Annotated in this window: 18 protein-coding genes, 1 pseudogene and 2 riboswitches; of the genes and pseudogenes, 14 read left to right on the top strand and 5 right to left on the bottom strand. The window is 52.4% G+C overall.

Features of this window, described 5'->3' with window-relative positions:
* Positions 1-112 precede the first annotated feature (112 nt).
* Positions 113-1171 (bottom strand): sirohydrochlorin cobaltochelatase, encoded by a 1059-nt coding sequence (locus tag T496_RS0107285; protein WP_027450172.1) that lies wholly within the window; start codon positions 1169-1171, stop codon positions 113-115.
* Positions 1158-3284, bottom strand: a complete 2127-nt coding sequence (locus T496_RS0107290; protein WP_052342121.1) for a TonB-dependent receptor plug domain-containing protein — start codon at positions 3282-3284, stop codon at positions 1158-1160. The genes T496_RS0107285 and T496_RS0107290 overlap by 14 nt, the downstream gene beginning before the upstream one ends.
* Before the next feature lie 162 nt (positions 3285-3446).
* Positions 3447-3631, bottom strand: a riboswitch (cobalamin riboswitch).
* Between the two features lie 69 nt (positions 3632-3700).
* A riboswitch (cobalamin riboswitch) is annotated at positions 3701-3896 on the top strand.
* Between the two features lie 65 nt (positions 3897-3961).
* On the opposite strand from T496_RS0107290, the gene T496_RS13670 reads away from it, so the two are divergent.
* From T496_RS13670 to cbiB, 6 genes and pseudogenes are all read left to right on the top strand, one after another.
* Positions 3962-6121 (top strand): TonB-dependent receptor domain-containing protein, encoded by a 2160-nt coding sequence (locus T496_RS13670; RefSeq protein ID WP_231478023.1) that lies wholly within the window; start codon positions 3962-3964, stop codon positions 6119-6121.
* A 35-nt stretch (positions 6122-6156) separates the two neighbouring features.
* The gene (locus T496_RS0107305) at positions 6157-7425 is read left to right on the top strand and encodes a hypothetical protein (RefSeq protein WP_027450175.1); all 1269 of its coding nucleotides are present in this window, start codon (positions 6157-6159) and stop codon (positions 7423-7425) included.
* A gap of 5 nt (positions 7426-7430) precedes the next feature.
* Complete coding sequence (gene cobI, locus T496_RS0107310; protein ID WP_027450176.1) at positions 7431-8144, top strand: precorrin-2 C(20)-methyltransferase; 714 nt, start codon at positions 7431-7433, stop codon at positions 8142-8144.
* An 85-nt stretch (positions 8145-8229) separates the two neighbouring features.
* Positions 8230-9441 (top strand): annotated as a pseudogene (locus T496_RS14920) (cobyrinate a,c-diamide synthase); the annotation flags it as partial.
* A 111-nt stretch (positions 9442-9552) separates the two neighbouring features.
* A complete protein-coding gene (locus T496_RS0107315; RefSeq protein WP_044110856.1) occupies positions 9553-10956 on the top strand; it encodes a cobyric acid synthase in 1404 nt (467 codons plus the stop codon).
* Positions 10953-11909, top strand: coding sequence for an adenosylcobinamide-phosphate synthase CbiB (cbiB, locus tag T496_RS0107320; protein ID WP_027450178.1), 957 nt, complete (start codon positions 10953-10955; stop codon positions 11907-11909). Before T496_RS0107315 ends, cbiB begins: the two co-directional genes overlap by 4 nt.
* Here cbiB and cobS read toward each other — a convergent pair.
* From cobS to cobU, 3 genes are read right to left on the bottom strand one after another with little or no spacing between them, the layout of a single operon-like run.
* Positions 11879-12661 carry an adenosylcobinamide-GDP ribazoletransferase gene (gene cobS / locus T496_RS0107325; protein WP_027450179.1) on the bottom strand — a complete coding sequence of 261 codons (783 nt, stop codon included), beginning with the start codon at positions 12659-12661 and terminating at the stop codon, positions 11879-11881. The genes cbiB and cobS overlap by 31 nt on opposite strands.
* Before the next feature lies 1 nt (position 12662).
* A complete protein-coding gene (cobT, locus tag T496_RS0107330; RefSeq protein ID WP_027450180.1) occupies positions 12663-13673 on the bottom strand; it encodes a nicotinate-nucleotide--dimethylbenzimidazole phosphoribosyltransferase in 1011 nt (336 codons plus the stop codon).
* Positions 13674-13676: 3 nt separating this feature from the next.
* Positions 13677-14183 (bottom strand): bifunctional adenosylcobinamide kinase/adenosylcobinamide-phosphate guanylyltransferase, encoded by a 507-nt coding sequence (gene cobU / locus T496_RS15120; protein WP_027450181.1) that lies wholly within the window; start codon positions 14181-14183, stop codon positions 13677-13679.
* A 72-nt stretch (positions 14184-14255) separates the two neighbouring features.
* On the opposite strand from cobU, the gene cobJ reads away from it, so the two are divergent.
* From cobJ to cobM, 8 genes are all read left to right on the top strand, one after another.
* Complete coding sequence (gene cobJ / locus T496_RS0107340; RefSeq protein ID WP_027450182.1) at positions 14256-15692, top strand: precorrin-3B C(17)-methyltransferase; 1437 nt, start codon at positions 14256-14258, stop codon at positions 15690-15692.
* A 125-nt stretch (positions 15693-15817) separates the two neighbouring features.
* Complete coding sequence (locus T496_RS0107345) at positions 15818-16342, top strand: DUF4252 domain-containing protein (RefSeq protein ID WP_027450183.1); 525 nt, start codon at positions 15818-15820, stop codon at positions 16340-16342.
* Positions 16343-16348: 6 nt separating this feature from the next.
* A complete protein-coding gene (locus tag T496_RS0107350) occupies positions 16349-16861 on the top strand; it encodes an RNA polymerase sigma factor (RefSeq protein ID WP_027450184.1) in 513 nt (170 codons plus the stop codon).
* Positions 16849-17262, top strand: coding sequence for a hypothetical protein (locus T496_RS0107355; RefSeq protein WP_027450185.1), 414 nt, complete (start codon positions 16849-16851; stop codon positions 17260-17262). The genes T496_RS0107350 and T496_RS0107355 overlap by 13 nt, the downstream gene beginning before the upstream one ends.
* A gap of 1 nt (position 17263) precedes the next feature.
* On the top strand, positions 17264-17731 hold the full coding sequence (locus T496_RS0107360; protein WP_044110833.1) for a DUF4252 domain-containing protein: 468 nt from the start codon (positions 17264-17266) through the stop codon (positions 17729-17731).
* Between the two features lie 12 nt (positions 17732-17743).
* Positions 17744-18988, top strand: coding sequence for a bifunctional cobalt-precorrin-7 (C(5))-methyltransferase/cobalt-precorrin-6B (C(15))-methyltransferase (locus tag T496_RS0107365; protein ID WP_027450187.1), 1245 nt, complete (start codon positions 17744-17746; stop codon positions 18986-18988).
* Entirely contained in the window at positions 18985-20124 is a 1140-nt protein-coding gene (locus T496_RS0107370) for a hypothetical protein (protein WP_027450188.1), read from the top strand. The genes T496_RS0107365 and T496_RS0107370 overlap by 4 nt, the downstream gene beginning before the upstream one ends.
* On the top strand, positions 20121-21968 hold the full coding sequence (gene cobM, locus T496_RS0107375; RefSeq protein ID WP_027450189.1) for a precorrin-4 C(11)-methyltransferase: 1848 nt from the start codon (positions 20121-20123) through the stop codon (positions 21966-21968). Before T496_RS0107370 ends, cobM begins: the two co-directional genes overlap by 4 nt.
* The last annotated feature ends 377 nt before the right edge of the window (positions 21969-22345 follow it).

The following is a 22345-nucleotide window of genomic DNA, read 5'->3' on the forward strand; positions in this document are numbered from 1 at the left end:
TATAAGCGTGCTGTGTCACTATTATAAAAGAGAACTAAAGTTTTATTATATAACGTGAAAGCGTGTTGCTCATACGGGCAACACGCTTTCTTTTATTCATCCTATTGTAAGTTTACTCTGCAAACATCTCTACGGCTTCCTTGGTGTGCTTCTTCCAGATAGCACGGATGTTGGCATAGTCGCCAAGACCTTTCAGGATACAAGTGTTAGCCGTATTAGCATCGTTGCCGTCGTACTTGCAGTTGTAGCCTTTTTCTGCAAAGAACTCACGCCAGCTGTCACCCTCGTTCTCGATACCAGACATATCGTTGTGGGCATGGTCGCCGGCAATGCACATCAAGGCGTGGAGCGTGATGGTGGTACCAGGAGTCACTCGGTCCTTCATGCGCTCATAAAGGTCGTCGAGCAGGTTGTCTTCCATATCGACAGTAGCCACGTAATAGTTGGGATTGATAGCCTGCAGGGCGGTCTCCAACTGCTCGTAGCGCACATTACCATTGCCATAGTTATAGCCCTCGGGGTTACCATGCCCCAGGAATGCCATCACCTTATTGTCTTTCACATACTCACTGAAGTTGCTGTTCAGTGCAGCTGCAACAGCCTCTACATCTTCCTGCTCTGCCATCAGAGGGCCACCGATAAACACCTTGACGCCCTCTTCCAGATACTGATCATCGAGGTCGCCATAGACATTGTTCTTGAAGTCCTTGATATAGTTATCGCGCAAGCGCAGGAACTCCTCACCAGGAATCACGTGGAGCGACTGTACACGCACCTCTTCATACTGCTGACGACCAATGGCCTCCAACCAGAAGTTGGGCGCATAGAAGTCCTGACTCTCGTAGTGCTCGCCCTCACGGCTCTTGTTGATACAAATAGCCGAGGTAAAAGAGAAGTAGATATCATAATCCTTGAAAGCCTGATCACTCTCGTAGTCGTTCACAATGTCCTTGAAGGTCTGGTGGGCATTCTCCCACGTAGAACCGAAAGCCACGAGAAGCAGCGCCTTCTTATTGTTGCTCTTTGCCTTTTTGGCCTTCACCTGCGACTCTACACTAGACAGATACTTCGTAAAGTTGTTCTGCTGGTTGTCTTCATCATCGCAAGCTACAAAGCCCGCACTCATTGTCATGGCCAGAAAAGCCATCAGTAAGAACTTAATCTTCTTCATTGTTGTTTGATTTTAATGTTGAGTAATGTTTATTATAGTTTATCTTTTTGCCGTGATTATATCGTAGGATTAGCGATGCATAGACCGTGGTGCCGGGCGTAGTGGTACCAAGATGGCGCAGATGGGGCGTGCGGTCCACATAGTTGAACAGGTTGTCGATGCCTGCCTCTACCCTACAGGTGGTGGTCTTCATGTGGAAGAGGTCATGATTGGTAGACAGACGCCACAGCTGGTAACCCTTGCCATTGCCGTAGTTCTCGTAATATCGCGTGGAAGAAGCACGACCATAGAGTCCTACGCCGAGGCGGTACGACGGAGTGAAACGATGGTTCCAGGTCAGAAAGACGTTGCCCTTATGGTGAGCCGTTCCGTCGATGGTCATACGTCGCAACTGTTCGGTATTCTCGTCATACACGCTACCACGAGCCTGCAACAGGCTATAGCCGCCACCCACCTGGATCTCTTTGGTGACATTCCACTTCACGTTGAAGTCAAGACCGGTGGTATAGGCATCCTCCAGGTTTTTATACTGCCGAACAAAAGCCGGTGCATACTGTATCAGAAGGTCGGCAGGCGCCTGTTGCTTGGGGATGGTCACCAGATTAATCATATGTTCAACCTTATTGTAATAGCCCGTCAGACTGACGGTGAGCTGGCGGATGTGATACTCCGTGCTAAGCGAGAAGTAATTGCTGGTCTGAGGTTTCAGATCGGTATTACCCAAGAACAGGCGCACGCCACCCATGTCACGCACATAGCGATAGTGCAACTCCTTAGGTGTTGGCGACTTGAATCCCTGTGCCCACGAAGCCCGCAATACCACATCGCCCAGACTCCACATACCGCTGATCTTTGGCGTCAGGTGCAATCCGAACTGCTGGTTGTGGTCCAGACGGAGACCCGCTGTCACGTTCAGGTTCGCCAATGGGTTCCACTCGTCTTGTACATATACAGCCTGTGTCCAGTCTGTCACGCGATCCTTATTAATACGTAAAGGAGCCTTCAGCCAGTCAAAGCGATAATCATAGCCTGTGCTCAGGCGATGATGCTCCGACAAGCGGAAGACTCCTTTCAGGTGGGAGAGAAAGCGACGCTGGTCTGCCTGCAGTGCGCGGTCTCCCTTATAATAGATAAAAGGTATTGCGGGGTTATCACTTTCCACCACCCATCCATTCTCTGACGTATAATCATAGAAATAGGCATGGCGGTTCCAACTGATGTCGGCACTGAGCTGTGTGCCATTCTTTCGCTGCCAAGACCAGCCCGACGAGACGGCAGCATCATCATAGGACAGGTCGTAGCCATGAACATCGGCAAAGGAATACTTGCCATTGGGACGATAGATGCGCTTATGATACATCATACCCTCGGCATAGACTTCCATGTCTTTCCTTGGATGATACGACAGGCGTTCGGCCACCTGCCAAAGCTCGTTTCTGTTGACTGTCTTATTGCGTGAATCCGTCACAACTCTGCCACCTATCTGGGTAGGGTCTTCCACCCCGGTATTCTGCCAACCATCACTGTGACGGAAGTGGAAGTTGGTGTAGCTTCTAAAGCGTCCGAAAGCTATGCCTACGCCATTATGCTGACGCAGGTCGCCATAGCTTCCGCCGCGTGTCTCATGGTCTATTTGTATGTTGCTTTCCTGCTTGCGTGTAATAATGTTGATGACGCCAGCAATAGCATCGCTGCCGTAGAGAGCCGATGCTGCCCCCTTCACTATTTCAATGCGCTCGATACGTGCCGGATCAATCAGTCCTAAATCGTTTTGTCCGCCATTGTCGCCATGCAGTCGTTTGCCGTCCAGCAAGATCAGCACATAGCTATTGCCCAGACCGTTCAGCTGCAGATGCGACCCCATATCGTCCTCGTTGAAAGCAAAGCTAGCCGATAAACTGCTCAAGACCTCCTCGATGCTGCGTCCTGCAAACTGCTGCAGGTCGCGGCTCGTAATCACCTCGGTCTGAACAGGCGCTGTCCGTAGCAGATGCCGAGTACCTGTACCCGTCACCACCACCTCCTGCAGGCTGTCGCCCTGTATCACCTTTTGGGCTTTTATGGCCGGCATGATGCCTAACAGCAATCCTGCCACTATTGCGATGCGTTTCATGAATCTCTTTTTAAAGATAAAAGAGAGAACGTACTATCTCACGACAGGACGTTCTCCTGACTTATTACTTATATAATAATACACACATGCACAGTTATGGTTGTACACAATTCTACGTCTTGTCATAGCTAGTACCATATGCCCTTACATCGAAAGCATATCGTCAATTTCCTACAAGAGGCTGGTCTTCTGACTTTCCTCCACTCTCAAGCGCCTTCTCGCCCAAATGGACAATGGCGTTTATGCTTAAGAGCCATAATGGAGTTCACAGCTGCGGGACAGTTGGAGATTTTCACCCCTATTCCCAATTAAGCGCGGCTAAGCGCACCTCTGTGGGCAGTGTTTTTTTACAACATTGCGGGTGCAAAGTTACACTTTTTTTTGAACAAACAACAACTTTAGTCAAAAAAATGTTGTACCTTTGCTGCCGATTTGGTGATTCCCCCGTGTTTCACTGGGGAAGAGAGGGAATCAGGTGTAAAACCTGAACAGTGCCCGCTACTGTAATCTTCGTTATGGAAAAGTCAACAGGAAGCCACTGAAGCAACATTCGGGAAGGCAGACTTTTTTGAGGGAGAAAGTCAGGAAACCTGCCAAAGAAGGGAGCAGACAGTGTCTGCTCTACAAACAAAACAGATACAACGTGGATGCCTCGGGACAAGGCCCAACAGTTAACAATGAAAACAACTACCCACATTATCCTTGCGATGATGCCCATCATGCTGTGGATTGGCGGTACAGCAACAGCCTCAGCACAGAAGTCACGGAAGAGCCACATGCGCGATTCTGTGACCCTATCCGATGTGACCATCACCGGCAAGAGCAAGATACAACAACTGCGCGAAGGTGCGCTGACAGTGAATGCCGTTGACATTCGCTCTTTTGCAGGCAGCATCAACAATCTGAACAACATTATCGATCGAACGGCAGGGGTTAAGATTCGCGAGGAAGGCGGGCTGGGTTCCGACTTCGACCTAAGCATCAATGGTATGTCTGGCAATGCCGTGCGCTACTTTATCGATGGCATTCCCCTCGACGTAAAAGGCTCGGGTGCCACACTTGCCAATCTGCCCATCAGCACAATTGACCACATAGAAATCTATAAAGGTGTGGTGCCTGTCTGGTTGAATAGTGATGCGCTGGGTGGTGCCATCAACATTGTAACTAATCAGCGAAAGAGCAACTACATGGATGTGTCGTATGGCGTAGGTTCTTTCCACACCCATAAGGCCGACTTCAACGCACAATATATCTTCAAGAATGGACTGACCATCCGCCCTACCCTTGGCTTCGACTATTCCAAAAACGACTACACAATGAAAGGTGTGGAACTGTGGGACGAGGCTGTGCGAAAATACCTTCCTCAAAACCGCAAGCGCTTTCACGATGACTACCTTTCTTTCATAGGTCAGATGGAAGTGGGGGTCAAAGACAAATGGTGGACAGACGAATTCTTTATCGGCACCAGCTACCTGCAGACCAACAAGGAACTGCAGACCGGACAGGTACAGACACGCGTCATCGGTATGGCTGAGCGCAACACTACGGCCTGGAGCATTGGTGCCCGCTACCAAAAGCGCCACTTCCTGACGGAAAACCTTAGCGCAAACCTTTCCTTTTCACATACCTGGGACCATTCTATAGCAACGGACACTGCCCATCGCCAATATGACTGGAATGGCGATTATATTTATAGTGGACGCAACGAGATTAACGGCAGGAATTTCCAGTTACGACATATCAAACGTCCTACAACGGTGGTTCGTGCCGAATTGAACTATCATCTTTCCGACCACCACATGTTTGATTTCACCTACACCATGAATCGCATTGGCAATCATCGATGGGACGAAGTGGATAAGGAGTTTACACCGGCTAACGATGTGTTGGCCAAACATATCATTGGCTTGGCATACAACCAGTCACTGTGGCAAGGCAGAATGTATAACACATTCTTTCTCAAAGACTACATCAACCACCTGTCAGTGGAACAAACCGACTTGGCTTTCCTCACCAACTCACGCGATGTGAAAGGCAGCAACACCAAGAACCATTTTGGCGGTGGCATCGGTACCCGGCTCCAGATTCTCAAATTGTTAACCATCAAAGCCAGCTATGAGCACAGCACTCGCCTGCCCCTGGCACGTGAACTACTAGGTAACGGGACCACCATTTATGCCAACATGGCTTTGAAGCCCGAGAGTAGCGACAACCTGAACATAGGACTATTCGGCACCCTACGCAGCGGACAACACACATTGTTCTATGAGGCAAACGGTTTTCTTCGCTATGTGGACAACTACATTCAGCCACAGATAGCCGAAAAAGAAGGAATGATGCAATACAGCAACGAACCTGCCGTACATATCAAAGGTATGGAGGGAGAAATACGCTACGACTGGGACAGCAGGTTACAACTGATAGGAAACATCAGTTGGCAGGATGCACGCAACCGTCTGCGCTACTTAGACAACGGACAACGGAATGCCACTTTCAACAACCGGGTGCCCAACCGCCCATGGTTGTTTTCATCGGCAGAGGTGCGCTACACGCTAAAAGATGTCTTTCAAAAAAATGACCACCTGTCACTCTGCGCCGACCATCAGTGGGTACACTGGTTCTTTCTCTCTTGGGAGGCCTATGGCAGCAAGAGTACCAAGGCACGTATTCCCGAGAAAAACATCGTAGGTGCCAACGCCACTTACACCTGGCACAACCGCCGCTACAGCATCTCGTTGGATTGCGAGAACATCTTCGACGCCACCGTTTACGACAACTATAAGTTGCAGAAACCAGGACGCACCCTGTTTGCCAAATTCAGACTATTATTACAATAAATATTTTCAACTTAATTAATCAGAAATACAAGACAATGAAAAAGCTAAGTTTCATTCATTCACTGATGGCAGTACTACTGATGACTGCCTCTTTCACCGCTTGCGAAGACGACGAAACAAGTAATGAACAAACCAAGGAAGAGAGCACCGCTCACTACGACCTGACCTGTACAGTCGGCAAGTACGGCGGTATGAGCAAAACCGAGACCCACATCACGCTAAGCACTGCGTCGCTGAGCAATCCCGACACGCTGATATCTTTCGATGGCAATGGTGTCGAGATTACCGATTATACTATTGAGAGCATCTACGATGATGAGTTCATGTATCAGGTTCCTTCTTCAAAAGACCGCTTCTCTAAGCTGCAGCTGAAGGACAATCAGATAACTGCCGTTCAGGAACAGAAGTTCGACCAGAACACCTATGCTCCACGTAACTACACCCACGCATGGCTCAACAAGAACACCTTGCTCATCATGTCAACCGACGATGCTCACACCAAGGTGATATGGACCAAGCTGAACACCACCGACATGAGCATCATCGCTGAAGGAACCGTTGCCGGTATTCAGGTGGCAGAGGGTTACAACGTGCTTTCGACCAGTGGTTTGTTGGCTTATCGTAAGAGCGACAACAAACTGTTCTATTTCTACAACAACAAAGGTGTGACCAGCGGAAGCAACAAGAGCACCAACGAGCCCTTCTTCCGTATTGCTGTGATCAACCCTGAGAGCATGGAGGTAGAGCAGGAGATTATCAATAAAGAAGCTGCCCAGATGCAAGGTTCTGCCTATGGCGAACTGCTACAGGACTTCATCTTCTTCGACAAAGACGACAACCTTTACCTGACGGCTTTCAACTCTGTATCAAAGAAATACTATGGTTGCCTGCTGCGCATCAAGAAGGGTGAGTACGACTTCGAAGAGGGTTACAATGCCTTCCCTGGCACCAAGGGTAAGATCCTGACCATCCAGTATCTGGGCGGCAACAAGGCGCTGGTTTACTCAGGCGACAACACCGTGGGCACTGGCATCCAGGACGTGGCTTACTATTATTCTGTTGTTGACCTGAACGCCAAGACAGCTACTCGTTTGCAGTACAACGGTGAAGATTTGCCCTACAGTGCCGGCAGTTTCTCTCAGCGTTCTGTTTACAACGCCAAGGAGAATAAGGCATATTTTGGCATCAGCAACGACACCGAGAACCGCATCTACATCTACGATGTGGCCACTGGCAGCGTGACAAAAGGTGCCCAGTTGGCGTCTGGTATCTACTTCGATCAGATTCGTTTCTTTGAAAAATAAAACGTATGACTCCTATCACATTCCTATCGCTGGGACCTGGCGACCCCGAGTTGCTGACATTGAAAGCTGTAAAGACGCTAAAAGAAGCCGACATTGTCATGGTGCCTGCGACAAGAAGTACTGAGGGGACATTGCGATCACGTGCCACCGAGATTATTGGCGAGTGGTGCGACAACAACCGCCTGAGGGTCTTCGAGCTGCCTATGCTCAAGGACCGTCAGGCGGTTTCTTTGGTTTACGATGCCATCTACAACGATTGTGTCAAGTGTTACCATGAGGACCAACGGGTGGTTGTTGCCGTCGAAGGCGATGTCAGCATCTATGCCTCCATCCACTACGTGATGGACCGACTTCAGAGTCAAGGCATACCCACTGTTCAGTCGGCCGGCATCCCTTCGTTTATCGCTGCCGCTGCCGAGGCAGGCCTCTCATTGGTGAGTCAGCACGAACGCCTCATCATTCTGCCTGGCGATGCCGACGCAGCTACACTTCGTCAGCTTTTGACATCCCATCATGTGGTAGTCATCATGAAATTATCGCAGTGTCAGCAGGCAGTGAAGAGTCTGTTGCAGCAAGAAGCACATATCACATGCCATTATTTCGAGAATATTGGCATGCCAAATGCTTTCCACACCACCCATTCTGAAGAAATCATGGCCCGACAGATGCCTTATTTCTCACTTTGCATCCTTTCGGCTTCTCCAATTCAGAATAAATAACTATCTTTGTCGCCGTATGAAGTCCGCTTTTCTCATAGCAGCCCCCACCAGTGGCAGCGGGAAGACCACAATAGCCCGCGGCCTGATGGCCCTTTTCACCAAGAAGGGCTACCGGGTGCAGCCGTTCAAGTGTGGACCTGACTATATAGATACGAAGTTCCATGAGGCGGTATGCGGTCGTCCCAGCGTCAACCTAGACACGTTTATGGCTACACCAGAGCATGTCGAAGAACTCTTCTGCCGCTATGGCAATCAGGCCGACATCTGCGTGGTGGAAGGGATGATGGGCCTCTTCGATGGCTACGACCGCGACATGGGGTCGTCGGCAGAGATCGCTCGCACACTCGACATCCCCGTCATTTTGGTCGTCGATGCCAAGAGCGCTGCCTATTCTATGGCACCACTACTAAAGGGTTTCCTGCAGTTCGACCCACGGGTACGCATCAGCGGTATTATATTTAATAAGGTGGGGTCCGACCGCCACTATGCCATGTTGCAGCAGGTGTGTCAGGACGTTGGCATCACCTGTCTGGGCTATCTGCCCAAGAGTCAGGCTTTGGAGACGGGCTCACGCTATCTGGGGCTCGACTTCTCAGAAGATACCTGCAGCGACGAACTGCTCGCACTGATAGAAAGCCATGTGGACTGGAAAACACTTGTTTCGGAAGAGAGTAAGTTTAGTTACGGCAAACCTACAGTTTCGTTACGGCAAAGTGCCACTTTAGTTACGGCAAAGTGCCAGTCCGCCGTAACTAAACCTACACGCCCCGAAAAGGTGCTGATAGCCCGCAATCAAGAGTCGTTTTCATTTCTCTATACAGAAGTTATCGACAGTTTCGCTCAACCACAGTTTTTCGATCCCGAGACCGACACGCCAGACCTCACCGATATAGACCTTCTTTATCTGCCGGGAGGCTATCCTGAGAAACATCTCGAGGCACTGGTACAGAACAAAGCATGCCGAGAGGCCATCCGCAACTATGCCTTGCAGGGCGGACATGTCGTGGCAGAATGTGGAGGAATGATGTATCTCTGCGAAGAAATCATCACCGACGAGGGCGAATATCCCATGTGCGGCGTTCTGCCCCACTGCATTTCGGCTCGCAAGGCAGACCGCAAGTTGTCGCTTGGCTATCGCAGTTTTATGCTGGACGGTAAGGAATATCGTGGTCACGAGTTCCACTACACCCAGTTTGCAGCGACGCCTGAAAGCATCACGCAGGTCTATAATGCCAAAGGCGAACCTGTGCCAACGCCAGTATTCAGATATAAAAACGTATTAGCCAGCTATACGCATCTCTACATGTCCCCTAAGTTAGGGGACGATAGGGGTCTGAACAATCACAAAGAAACTGCCTCTTCAGATCCCCTGCCCCCTAACTTAGGGGGTAAAGGGTTACACCCCATCATGTTGGCAGGAACAGGCAGTGATGTAGGCAAGAGTATTATTGCCGCTGCCTTCTGTCGCATCTTCAAGCAAGACGGCTACCAACCGGCTCCCTTCAAGGCACAAAACATGGCGCTCAACTCCTATGCCACACCCGACGGCTTAGAGATAGGTCGTGCCCAAGCCGTACAGGCCGAGGCCGCAGGCATTGCTTGTCATACAGACATGAACCCCCTGCTGCTGAAGCCCAGTTCCGACCACACCTCGCAGGTGGTGCTCAACGGGCGCCCCGTTGGCAACAAGGATGCCTACGACTACTGGCGCACGGGCACTGGGTTCGACTACCGCCGAGCTGTATGCGAAGCCTTCGACCGCCTGGCAGCACGCTATAATCCCATCGTGATGGAGGGAGCTGGCAGCATTGCCGAAATCAATCTGAAAGACCGCGACCTGGTCAACATGTCGATGGCTCGCCATGCCCATGCCGACGTGATTCTTGTGGCCGACATCGACCGCGGTGGTGTTTTTGCCTCGGTCTATGGCAGCATCATGCTGCAAGAACCCGAAGACCGCCAGCGCATCAAGGGCATCATCATCAATAAGTTTCGTGGCGACATGCGCCTGTTCGACCAGGGACGCCAGATGCTGGAGAACATCTGTGGCATCCCCGTGCTGGGTGTGGTGCCCTACTTTCGCGACATCTTTATCGACGAAGAAGACAGCGTCAGTCTGGAGATGAAACGCCGCGAACTGGCCGAGGGCAAGGTAAACATTGCCGTGGTGCTGCTCAGACATATCAGCAACTTCACCGACTTCGACACCCTGGAGCGTGACCCGCGCGTCAACCTCTTCTACACCAACAACACCGCTGATATTGCCCGGGCCGACATAATCATTCTACCCGGCACCAAAGCCACACTCGACGACTTGATGGAGCTGCGCCGCAACGGTTGTGCGCAGGCCATTCAGCGCGCCCATCGCAATGGCAAGACGGTGGTAGGCATCTGCGGTGGCTACCAGATGCTGGGACAGACCATCAACGACCCCGACGGCATTGAGGGAGGCAACATTGCCTCTCTGCCGGGATTAGGACTTCTGCCTATCCACACCACGATGACCTCCGAGAAGAAGACCCAACAAATAACTTTCCAGTTCAACGGTCAGACCTGCCAGGGCTACGAGATTCATCAGGGCGTCAGCTCTACCGACGAGCCCATCCTGCAGACAGACCACTGCATCGGCACCTATATCCACGGTTTTCTGGACAACGCTCCCGTCATCGAGCATCTCCTCAAGGGCCTGACAACGACCGCCACGCCGACACAGAGTCTTGCCGATTTCAAAGAGGAACAATACAACAAGTTGGCCGACCACGTACGCCAACACGTGGACATGGCACGTATCTATCAAATCTTAAGCGAATGATTAAGGTTCTCTCACTACTCATTGGATGGGTCATGGACCTTCTCTTTGGCGACCCTGCTCGTTTGCCCCACCCCATTGTGTGGTTTGGCAAGACCATCGCCTTCTTCGAGCACAGACTAAACAAGGGGCCTCATCGCCAAATGAAGGGTGCACTCATGACCATTGGCCTTATCATATCAGTTTTTATTGTCGCATATCTCATCCGCCACTATCTCTTTTTCCTTCCCTTCAACATAGGAGTTATCTTCGACTCTGTCATCATCTTCTACTGTCTGGCTGGCACCACGCTGATTCGCGAGGTACGCGAGGTCTTTTTAGCCCTCGACCGTTCGCTGGACGAAGGCAGAACGCAGGTAGCACGCATCGTAGGTCGCGACACCTCCCAGCTGTCGGCCCAGGAGGTGCGCACTGCTGCCCTCGAAACGCTGGCAGAGAATCTCTCTGACGGTGTCATTGCCCCCCTCTTCTGGTTTGCCCTGCTGGGCACGCCCGGCATGTTGGCCTATAAGATGGTGAACACGCTCGACTCGATGATTGGCTACAAGACCGAACGCTATAAGGACTTCGGCTGCTGGGCAGCTCATATCGACGACGTGGCAAATTATCTCCCTGCAAGACTCACGGCAGTACTGATGATCTGCACGCCCCTGCACACATCACCAAAGCGAGGCTTCTTCATGCGGCTCTCTTTTATCCGGAAGTACGGCCGTCAGCATGCCTCGCCCAATAGCGGCTATCCCGAGGCAGCACTGGCCAGCATCCTCGACTGCCGGTTTGGCGGACCGCACTACTATTTCGGTGAACTGTTCTACAAACCGTTTATTGGCCAAAACGAACGCGAGCTGACCACTCAAGACATGAAAAAAGCCGTCCTGGTCAACAGAACGGCAGAGATTGTCATGGTCGTATTGGTAGCCTTGCGCTATATGGCTACGATGCTAACCACCACGTAGATGCTCAGTTCCACCAGCAGACACACCGCTCCACAACAATCGCCCGTATAGCCCTTAAGCTTACGCCTGATCAGCAGGTAGAGGAAATACATCACCAGTGCTGGCACAAACAGCACCCATTCCCAGGCTATACGCGTATATAATAGGTAGAGCGCCATGGGCACCAGTCCCTGCAGGGCCAGTCCTACGCCTGCCCACGTACTTATAGGCCGATACACCAGCTTTATCTTTGCCTCCTCCTCACGGCGGGCATAGGGCAGCATCATCACCAGCTGACTTGTCACCATCTTGGCAAACGGATCGGCAGCCAGCACCGTCAGCGCAGCCCACTCAGGGCCCAACATGAACCACGAGGAAAATAGCAGCAACTCATAGCCCACCAGTCCGAGCACGCCATAGGTACCTATGTGCGAGTCTTTCATGATGCTCAGTATGCGCTGGCGGTCACTACCGCCACCACCAAACCCATCGCAGAAGTCAGCCAGTCCGTCTTCATGCAGTGCCCCCGTCAGCAGCAGTCTGACGATGATAGCCACGATGACAGTCGTCATGAAAGGCATCAGCAGACTGCCAAAGTAAAGCACCGCTGCCGTCACGCTGCCAGTGATCCATCCTGCTAGGGGCCACCACTCCACCACCGACTGGTAACTCTCCTTGCGGGGCTGATAGATGCGCCACAGCGGCAGTCGTGTAAAAAAGATCAGTGCCGCCCAAGGACGGTCGTACCAGGGCGTGTGCAAGCTCGATATCATATCAGAAGTATTTAGTTATCTTAGCGTCGTCAAAATTGTTCATCTCGTTCATCATCCTCACCGCCGAGTCTATCAGCGGATAGGCACACAGCGCACCGGTTCCCTCGCCCAGTCGCAGTCCCAAGTTCAGTAGCGGGCGGGCGCCCAACAGGTCCAGCATCCGGCGGTGTCCGCACTCATCACCACAATGAGTAAAAATCATATTCTTCTTCACCTCAGCATTCAGTTGCACGGCACCCAGGGCGCAGGCCGTCATGATAAACCCGTCAACCAATATCACCAGGTGCTGTTCGGCAGCACGCAGCATGGCACCAATGGCTGTTATCATCTCGAAACCACCGAAGTAGCGCAGTGGCGATGGCTGCGGTGCAGGCAGCGCCAGATAGTTATCTACGGCCTGTCGCAGCACCTTGTACTTGTGCTGCACGCCCGCGCTGTTCAGTCCCGAGCCCGCGCCGATGCAGTCTTCCAGAGGGATGTTGCCATAGAGGTGCATCCAGATACTGCTGGGCGATGTATTGCCAATACCCATCTCACCGATACAAATCACGTTGCACCCCTCTGCCACACAGTCGTCCACCAGTTGGGCACCCACGTTCAGAGCCTCGTTGTACTGCGCCTCCGTCATGGCAGGTTCATGCAGGAAGTTCTGCGTGCCTCGCGCAATCTTGCGATTCACGATGCCCGCCACACCCGACAGGTCATAATCCACCCCCACATCCACGATGCGCAGGTCGAACCCATGTTGTCGGCAGAACATGTTGCAGCCCCCGCCGCCATGGGTGAAGTTGATCATCTGTTGCCACGTCACCTCACGGGGCGACACGCTGACGCCCTCTCGCTCTATGCCGTGGTCGCCACCCAACAGCAGGTGACAGGGATGCTTCAGCGCCGGTATCAGCGTCTGTTGTATCAGGCACACCTGCATGGCCAGTTCCTCCAGTCGTCCCAGCGATCCCTTCGGTTTGTTCAGGTTATCTATTTTTTGTTGTATTGCGTCTTTTAGTTCCATGATCTATTTGATTTTGACGGCAATGCCGCTCACCATCAGTATCACTTCGTCGGCCTTGCTGGCCACATACTGGTTCATCCAGCCCTGCAGGTCGGTAAAGTGTCGTTGCAGGGCATTCTCGCTCACGCCGCCACTGCCTATCTCGTTGGTCACAAAGATAAAGGTAGCATCCTGCGCCGTCAGACGGTCAAACTCGTCTTTTACCTCGCGTAAGGTCTGTTCCGTGGTCTTGTCGTCTGCCAGAAAGTTGGTGAGCCACAACGTGATGCAGTCCACCAACACCACGCGTCCTGTCACGTCGTGTCTGCTCAGCCAGCGTTCCTCCTCGATATTGGTCCACTGCGGCCCGCGCCTTTGTTGATGCTTTTCAACCCGCTGACGGAACTCTTCGTCCCACACATGGGCCGTTGCCATATACACAGGATGCGTGCTCAGACTCAGTGCGAGAGCCTCTGCCTGTTCGCTTTTCCCCGAGCGCTGTCCACCCGTAATCAGAACTATTCTGCTCATTGTCCTGTAAAAATGATTCTTTTATGCTTTTTGCTTGCAAAGTTAATCATTTTTTGTATCTTTGCAAGCAATATGAAGAAAATAATCATAGCGGGCTTAGGCCCTGGAAGTCCAGAGGATATGACACCTGCCGTACTGCATGCCGTCAGTCAGGCCGATGCCGTGGTTGGCTATAAATACTACTTTCAGTTTGTTGAGCCATACTTGAAAGAAGGATGCGAGTGTGTAGATACTGGCATGAAGAAAGAGCGTGAACGTGCCGAGATGGCATTCCAACTGGCATTGCAAGAGAAGACCGTGGTGGTCATTTCCAGTGGTGATGCCGGCATCTATGGCATGGCGCCGCTCATCTACGAGATGCAGCAGGAACAGGCTGCCACCGATGTCGAGGTAACAGTACTGCCGGGCATCTCTGCCTTCCAGAAGGCGGCCTCGCTGCTGGGTGCTCCTATTGGTCACGACATGTGTATCATCTCGCTGAGCGACCTCATGACGCCATGGTCGGTCATCGAGCGCCGCATCCGTGCTGCTGCCGTTGGCGACTTCGTCACGGCTGTCTATAACCCCAAGTCGCACGGACGCTACTGGCAGCTCTACCGTCTGCAAGAGCTCTTCTTGCAGGAGCGCAGTGCCGACACCCCCGTAGGCTATGTACGTCAGGCAGGGCGCGACGACCAGCAGGTCAAGCTCACCACCCTGGGTGCATTCGACCCCGAGGAGGTGGACATGTTCACCGTTGTACTGATAGGCAACTCCCAGTCGTACATAAGCCTCACCCCCGCCCCCTCTCCAAAGGGCGAGGGGCGTAAGATCTTTATTACACCACGCGGGTACTACCGCGAGGAGAAGCAGGAAGACGTAAAGCCCGGCCAGTCTATCATGATGGAAAGCTTCCGCACCATTCTTTCCGAGATGCAGCACCCAGACGTGCCCCGCTGGCGCCTGTGGCCTTTGCTACATGCTATACATACCACCGTTGATTTCTCGATGGAAGACTGTCTGTGGATGGATGAGCGTGCCACCGAACTAATATATAATAAGGTAAAGGACGGCACCCTGAAACACATCGTCACCGATGTCACCATGGCTGCCAGCGGCATCCGCAAGGGCGCCCTCGACCGTCTGGGCATCCAGGTGCATTGCTACATCAACGATGCCAAAACCAAACAGATGGCCGAAGAGAAAGGCATCACCCGCAGTCAGGCCAGCATGCAACAGGCTGCCGAGCAATATCCCGACGCGCTCTATGTGGTGGGCAATGCCCCCACGGCACTTTTCGAGATTTGCGACCTTGTGCACAAGGGTAAGCTACATCCAGCCGGTATCATCGCCGCCCCCGTGGGTTTTGTACATGTGTGCGAGAGCAAGCATGCCGTCAAGACGTTGCGCCACATCCCCAAGTTGATTGTCGAAGGACGCAAGGGCGGAAGTAATCTGGCTGCCACACTTTGCAATGCCATCTTAACCTTCGACGATGCCGAATATTTGTCCCCAGGCCGAGATATTTAGAAAAAAAAACGCCAGTCTCTGTAACAGACGCTACATCTTTTCCGTATGTACTAATAGAAGGGTTCATCGATGACGCTCTTGGAGAACAGAAAACAAAAGTCAATCATTAAAACATCCAAACAACAATGAAACACTCATTTATCAAGTATGTATCATGGAGAAATGTTAAGGCACTGGCTGTCTGCGTAGCACTGGTATTGGCATGCATCACCGTCAACGCTCAGGCCAAGAGTTTCAAGAGTCTGTCAAAAATCGACGGCGTGACGCATATCCACATCCCCAAGTTCATGATCAAGCTGGCATCACACAATAACGAGGAACTTCATATTGGCAACAACATAAACATCGGCGACAAGTCGGGCGACATTCTGAAAAACATCAGCTCTGTCGATGTGTTTACCTGTGAAGAGGAGAAAGCTGGCGAGCAACTGGCAGCGGATGCACATGCTCTCACCACTGGCAAAGACTGGGAGGTGCTTGTCAGTGCCAACGAAGATGGCGAGCGCGTGAAGATATGTCAGAACACCAGTGGCAGGAACAACATCTTTGTCATCCTGGCCGAAGAGAAAAAAGAGGTGTCACTGGTTATCATCAAGGGCAAGCTGGACCTTGCCAAACTGATGGAACAAGACAAAGATAAAGCCGAATAGCCCGTCATGGACGCAAAGGAGTTCAAACAGCGGTTCTTGCCACACCATCAGTTTCTCTATCGGGTGGCTTACCACCTGACCGGACAGGCGCAGGATGCTGAAGACCTGCTTCAGGACCTCTACTTGAAGTTGTGGCAGAAACGCAATGAACTGCCTGCCGAGGCGGTGACCGAGGCCTACCTCGTCGCCATGATGCGCAACCTGTTCATCGACCAGCGCCGCCAGCACCGACTGGACACCTCGGCAGAGCTGAAGTGCGAAGACGGACCGCCCGACCAGCTGAGCCTGGACCACCAGGTTGACGCCCGCGATGCTGTAAACCAGCTAGAAGGACTCATCCGGCAACTGCCCACCAGAGAGGCACAGATCATTCAGATGCACGAGGTGGAAGCACGCTCCTACGAAGAGATAGAACGCGACACCGGACTCTCGCAAGGTAATATCCGCATCATCGTGATGCGAGCCAAGAAAAAACTGAAACATCAATTTCAAAGTATCACTAAGACATGGACCAGCTGAATTTAAAACAACTCGAACAGATACCCATTCCTGAAGGACTCTCAGAACGTCTCTCTGCCAAGATCGACGAATGGGAGCAACAGGAACTGCAACAACAGCATGCTCGGCAGCACGCCAAACAGCGCAAGCTGTACCCCAGCATATGGCGCATCACAGCCGTTGCCGCTTGCATGGCCCTCGTCTTTGGTGTGGGATATCACCTGCTGAGTCAAGACGAGTATCAGAATCTGGCCGAACAAGACACCTACCAGGATCCCGTCAAGGCACAACAAGAGGCCCAGCGTGCGCTCACACTGCTGGCTGTCAACCTGAACCGCGGCATGGGTCATCTGGAGAAGGCAAAAGCTCTGAGCGACAAGACAGAACGAACATTAAACGAACAATTAAACAACTTGAAATAACATGAAACAGTCTATCATAAGATTCTTCCTGTGCACGATGGTTGCCCTGTGCAGCCTCAGTGCCAACGCCCAGGTCAAGGCATTCGAAAAATATGCCGATGCCAAGAACGTCACCTACGTCTATATCTCAAAGTACATGCTGGGATTGGCCGGCAAGAATGCAGCTCCATCCATCCCCGGTGTCGATATCAAGACGCTGTCCGGCAAGTTGACCGGTATTCAAATCATCACCTGCGAGAATGCCGCCATCCAGAAAAAGCTGAAAGGCGAGGTCAAGAGCATCTTGGACAAAGACAACTACGAGTTGCTGATGCAAGTCAACGAAGACGACAGCAAGGTCAACATCTTCCACCACATAAACAAGTCGCAGTCAGCGGTTCTCATGCAGGTCGAGGATGGCCAAGAGCTCACGCTGCTCGTCTTCTCGGGGCATTTCACCCTCGACGACGTGATGAAGATGACACAATAACCACCCATCTGTATGAAGCAAAGATTTATCGTCATAGGTATCACCGACCATCCAGCCCCCTGGTTTCCGCCAGAGGTGCTGGATGTTATTCGTCATGGCAGCATCTTCTCTGGAGGTAAGCGGCATCACGACATTGTGGCGCCATTGCTGCCTGAAGGTGCAGAATGGATCGACATCACCGTGCCCTTGGATGCCGTGTTTGAGCGATACGAAAGACTCGGCGGGAAAACCGCCGAGCACAGTGTGGTGGTCTTCGCCAGCGGCGACCCCTTGTTCTTCGGCTTTGCCAACACCATCCGCCGCAAGATGCCCGACGCCGAGGTGGTGGTCTATCCCGCATTCAACTCGCTTCAGCTGTTGGCCCACCGCCTGCTACTGCCCTATCACGACATGCGCATCGTCTCGCTGACAGGACGCCCCTGGCCACAGTTCGACCGTGCACTGATTGAACGGGCCGAGAAGATTGGCATTCTCACCGACCGCGAGCACACCCCTGCCGTCATTGCGAAGCGCATGTTGGAGTATGGCTATAAGGACTACACCATGCATATTGGTGAACACTTAGGTAATCCCACCCTTGAAAAGATTACCACCCTCACCATCGAAGAGGCTACCCTGCGTGATTTCACCATGCCTAACTGCGTAATTCTTTCGAGGTACGAGGTACGAGGTACGAGGTACGAGAAAACTTTTGGAATTCCCGATGCCGCCTTCGCCCTCCTTGATGGTCGCGAGAAGATGATTACCAAGATGCCCATCCGTTTGCTGACCCTTCAGGCGCTCGACCTGGGGCATCGCCACACCCTGTGGGACATCGGTGCCTGCACGGGCAGCATCTCTATCGAGGCCCGTCTGCTGTTTCCGCACCTTCAGGTTGAAGCCTTCGAGATACGTCCGGAGTGCGAGACTATCATTCAAGAAAACACACATCGCTTTGGTGCTCCAGGCATCAACATTCACATAGGAGATTTCCTTGAGTACGATCTCTCACCTCTCACCTCCCCCGACGCCATCTTCATCGGCGGACATGGTGGTCATCTGAAAGCAATCATGGAAAAGGTGCTGACCGTGTTGACCGACGATGGTATCATCGTATTCAATAGCGTCACCTCACCAAAGGTACCAACCAATAGTCGTGCACTTTGGGACGAGGCCTGCCGGGACTTTGGACTTCAGCAGGGAGAACCGCTCCACATTCATCTCAACGACTATAATCCTATAGACATACTAACCGCCTCTAAACCACATCTACTATGAGACAAGACATCGCCATCTACACACTGACGTCCGAACTGCACGACGAGCATGCCGTGACCACCATGACAACAGCTTTTCTGGAGAGTCTGGGAATAGACTATTTGCTGAAAGGCACCGACTATAGCGACTATGGCAGCCATGCGCTCAACCTGATATATGTCCGCACAGGTGGCACCGAAGGCATCTTCCGCCGTTTACTGTCTGAACTGCAGAACAAGAGTCGCCGTCCGTTCTATCTGCTGACATCGGGAAAGAGCAACTCACTGGCCGCCTCGATGGAGATTCTGTCATTCCTGCGACAGCACAATATCGGTGGCGAGATTATACATGGCAACAGCGATTATATGTCGCGCCGCATCCAGCTCTTATCAAAGGTTGAAGAAGCCAGGAAGTCTCTTTTTGGTACGCGGCTGGGCATCATTGGTGCACCTTCCGACTGGCTTATCTCCAGCCATGCCGACAAAGCGAAGGTGAGAGAGAGGCTGGGAATAGAACTAATAGACATCCCCATGCAGGAACTGCTTGACGAGATTGGCGAGTCAAAGCATATCTACGAGGCACTGAAAACACTCATCAACAGACATCAGTTGCAAGGCTTTACACTTAGATGCTTCGACCTCCTCACCACTGTGAAGGATACCGGCTGCATGACTTTAGCCAAACTGAACAGTGAAGGGTATGTGGCTGGTTGCGAGGGTGATGTTCCTGCCATGCTCTCAATGATGATTGTCCGTTCGTTGTTGGGGGTGTCAGGCTTTCAGGCCAACCCTTCACGCATCAATCCTGAGACTGGCGAAATACTCTTTGCCCACTGTACCATCCCCCTTGACATGGTAGAGCGCTATGAGCTCGACACCCATTATGAGTCGGGCATTGGCACAGGCATCCGTGGCTACATGAAAGAAGGCCCCGTCACCATCTTCAAGGTTGCAGGCAATCTCTCACGCCACTTCATCGCCGAAGGTGAACTGGTCCGTAATGAGGCTAAGCCTGACCTTTGCCGCACCCAACAGGTGATACAACTCTTAGACAAGCGTCTCACCACTAGTTATTTTCTCACGAATCCAATCGGCAATCACCATATCATCATGCCTGGACACTGCCAAGAACTCTTAGAACAACTTTTAGTAAAATGAACAGAATTGCCATCATACCAATAAGCGAGGCAGGCTGTGCCATCGCTGACACCTTGCAACAACATTTTCCATCGGCCCACACCGTGAGTCGCGACGCAGTCTCTTCCTGCTGGAAGAGCTACGACGCCTTCATCTTTATCAGTGCCATGGGCATCTGCGTGCGCACCATCGCTCCGCTTGTTGCCGACAAGCACACGGACCCTGCCGTGGTCTGCATCGACTCGTTGGGACAGAATGTCATTTCGGTCCTCTCTGGACATATCGGGGGCGCCAACGACCTGACGCGCGAGTTGTCGGCCCTGCTCAGCGCCCACGAGGTCATCACCACTCAGAGCGACTGTGCCGGACTGTGGGCGCTCGACACATTCCAAAAACGTTTCAACTGGCCCGTAGCCAGCGAGATTGAAGACATGAACGACTGCATCTTTGCCTTTGTCAACCGCAAGCCAACAGCCCTGTTGCTGGAAGTACGCGACGAAGGCACCGACTATCTGGAAGCAACCAAACCCGACCATGTCACCATCATCCACGACATCAGCGAGGCTGACCCACAGAGGTATCAGCTGCTGATTATCGTTTCGCCCTTCATACGCCATGCGCCCGATGGAATGCTTGAGCTCCATTTCGTGCCCATGATTGGCACCATCGGCTTCGGCCTGGCGCATCATCCGGCAGACTACCAAGCCATCCTGGGTGAGATGCACGAGGCCCTTGCCCAGCAAGGCTTCCTGCCCTGTGCCCACCGCTATTGCACCATCGACGTAAAGCAAGACGAGCCCTTCGTGCAGTTGCTGCGCGAAGAGGGAAAAGAAGTGGTGTTCTATACGGCCGAGGAACTGGCCGCCGTCGAGGTGCCCAATCCCAGCGACACCGTCATGAAACACGTGGGTACACCCAGCGTCTGCGAGGCAGCCGCCATCCTCGGCTCAGGCCATGGCACCCTCGTTGTGCCTAAGATAAAAGGAAAGAACTGGACAGCAGCACTGGGCCTCCCCCAACCCCTCCGAAGGAGGGGAGTGCCACAGGGGCTTGATGGATGTTCGTCAGATCTCCCCTCCTTCGGAGGGGTTGGGGGAGGCTCCCGAGGAGGCTTCATCGAGATCGTTGGTGCCGGCCCTGGCGATCCCGATTTAATAAGTGTGCGAGGCAGGAAGATGCTGGAGCGTGCCGACCTGATTCTTTATGCCGGTTCGCTGGTGCCCAAGGCATTGACCGAGTGCCATAAGCCTGGTGCCGTGGTGCGCTCGTCGGCCGACATGAATCTGGATGAGCAGTGTGCCCTGATGAAGGAACACTACGACCAGGGCCACTTCATTGTGCGCCTGCATACTGGCGACCCCTGCATCTTTGGTGCCATACAGGAACAGATGGCCTTCTTCGACCGCGAGGGCATGGCATACCACATCACCCCAGGCATTTCGTCGTTCCTTGCTGCCGCTGCCGAGTTGCAGAGTCAGTTTACCATCCCCGAGCGCTGTCAGACCATCATCCTCACCCGTGGCGAAGGTCGCACGCCAATGCCCGAGAAGGAACAGCTGCACCTCTTGGCTCGCAGCCAGAGCACCATGTGCATCTTCCTCTCTGCCGCCATTGTCGATGATGTGCAGCGCCAGCTGTTGCAGGAATATCCCGAGGACACCCCTGTTGCCGCCTGCTATCACCTCACCTGGCCCGACCAGCGCATCTACCGCGGTAAGCTGAAAGACCTGGCGCGCCTGGTCCACGACAACCACCTCACGCTCACCACCATGCTTGTGGTAGGCGAAGCCATCGACAATCGTCAGGGGCTTTCTGAGCTATACAACAAACACTTCACCCACCTCTTCAGGCAGGGGGAGAACTAAATATTCTTACGCTGTTGAGCAAATTCACCTTTCATTCGCTCAACAGCGGTCTTGAAGAAGTACACATATTATCCCAACAAACAGACAAGAGTACTTGTTTTGAGATGCAAAAGCTTGGGAATGGAGGGGTAATAGTTTAGATATTGAGTTGCAAAAGTAAAGGTTTTAGAGCTAATCTAGACTTTAGAAAGGCCGATTCTAAAGTCTAGAAATGGCAGTTCTAGAGTTTAAAACAGGCCGTTCTAAAGTCTAGAAATGGCAGTTCTAAAGTCTAGAACGGTAACAATCACTTTGGATCTAGGGGCTAGAATGACCACTTTTAGGGGCTAGAATGGCCACATCCAGCGGCTAAAACTGGCGCATCTAGCCCCTAGAAA

The organism is Xylanibacter brevis P6B11 (assembly GCF_000621825.1).
GTDB classification, from domain to species: domain Bacteria; phylum Bacteroidota; class Bacteroidia; order Bacteroidales; family Bacteroidaceae; genus Prevotella; species Prevotella brevis.